This window comes from Alistipes sp. 56_sp_Nov_56_25, assembly GCF_001915285.1.
Taxonomy (GTDB): domain Bacteria; phylum Bacteroidota; class Bacteroidia; order Bacteroidales; family Rikenellaceae; genus Alistipes; species Alistipes shahii.
The window spans coordinates 1-1559 of record NZ_MNQF01000058.1; the positions used below are offsets into that span (position 1 = coordinate 1).

Genomic DNA, 1559 nt, shown 5'->3' on the forward strand with positions numbered 1-1559 from the left:
TCGTCGAATTCCGAGAGATCCTTCTCCGTAAGGATTCCGTTATAGAAAAGGCTGAATACCGTCAAAGCATAGCGGGAGCCGTTCAGACCGTCATACTGACGACTTATATCTTTGTCGAATGTCTGTATGCTCTTATATATTTCCAAATATTTCTCATGGCAGGACTGCGCTTTTTCATCCTGCAGGAGTCGTTTGAGTTTCGCCAGAAAGGTACAGCATTCACGCTCCAAGGCCCGGCTTATGAGTGTTCGGGCAATTTTCTTTTGGCTTTTATCCAATTCTACCATACAGCTTACGGAGATTATGTTTTTCAGGACTCCAAAATAATTATTTTCGGTCTATTAAAATATACAAACCGAATATCGGCCCGCGGGAAAAATTGCTAAAACGGGCGGCGATATAAGAAACGCAAATTCTCGAGGATGAACCGCCGGAAGCTGAAAAACCGGGGCACGGCTTGCTGCTTTCGAAAAGAATCCGTATTTTTATCCTGTGCAAAATACCGCAAGCACAATTTTGTCAGCTCCGGATACTGTTGGGAAACGGTGTCCGGAGTGTTTATACCGTCATATGGGAATACCGAAAACTCCCTCCAAAGACACTTTTCATCTACCCGTACAGGCCGTTGTGTGAGATCACGACAGCTCTCTTCAAAACATAAAAAATTCCGTCGTGAACAACGGAACGCGTCAGCATATCGGTACATCGTAAATCTCCATCTTTAGGATTCTCCGAAAGAACAGAGCCGTCCGGAGCGATATTTATCGTATATGCATCGGGGCGACACGTATAAAAAACGAATTTCGAGCGTGAGACAGCCGGGCATTTTATTCCCCCGAAAACAGGACATACAACTTTCCCGTTTTCCGGACATTCCATGTTTTTACCCGGCCTTTGCGAGTCTTCTTGCCATATGGCTAAATAATGAGCCGGTGCAGGCGATAGACGTAATAGTCTACGGCATGTAGGCCGGCCACGAAACCTTTTCCGTGTACCCTTGCTGCGAGTCCTGCGACGCCCGAAATCCCGTATGTGACGCAACACATTGATAAAACCGTGGCACGCAAGCGCCTATGGGCTCCGTGCCGGAACATGGATACGGTCGAGCGTGTCTTTTTGGCCTCCGGCAAGACACTGGTGAAACTTAAATCGGAATAGATATATTCACATTGCCATTGCCTGGCAAGTAAATTCTCCTCCCCACGGTTTAGGAATGTTTCATCCATGAATTTCCGAGAGGTGCCCGGCATATTCTCCGACTCCTTGCAGAGCAGGCAGGCCGTGAAAACCGTTAGCAGTATGAATACCGATTTACGCATTCCGATAAACTGAATCTATTACAAAATTAACAGTTCGTATGGAACCGGCAAATTTTCCGGAGATATATACCGGAAACGAAGATGAATCCGACCGAATGCAGGATATTGCCGGATGCTTCGATCCGATTATACCCAGAAATGACGGGTTTCAATATGACATCGAAGCTGCTGCTTCCGATGTTTGTCACGGCAAAGATAAATGGAAATTACCTATCCTGCCGGTTGCCCCGGGAAAGATAA

The 1559-nt window shown here is 46.4% G+C and carries 1 protein-coding gene; it reads right to left on the bottom strand.

Features of this window, described 5'->3' with window-relative positions:
* On the bottom strand, window positions 1-287 hold a 287-nt coding region (locus BHV64_RS09220), incomplete at its 3' end, for a hypothetical protein (protein WP_288115786.1).
* Window positions 288-1559 lie beyond the last annotated feature (1272 nt).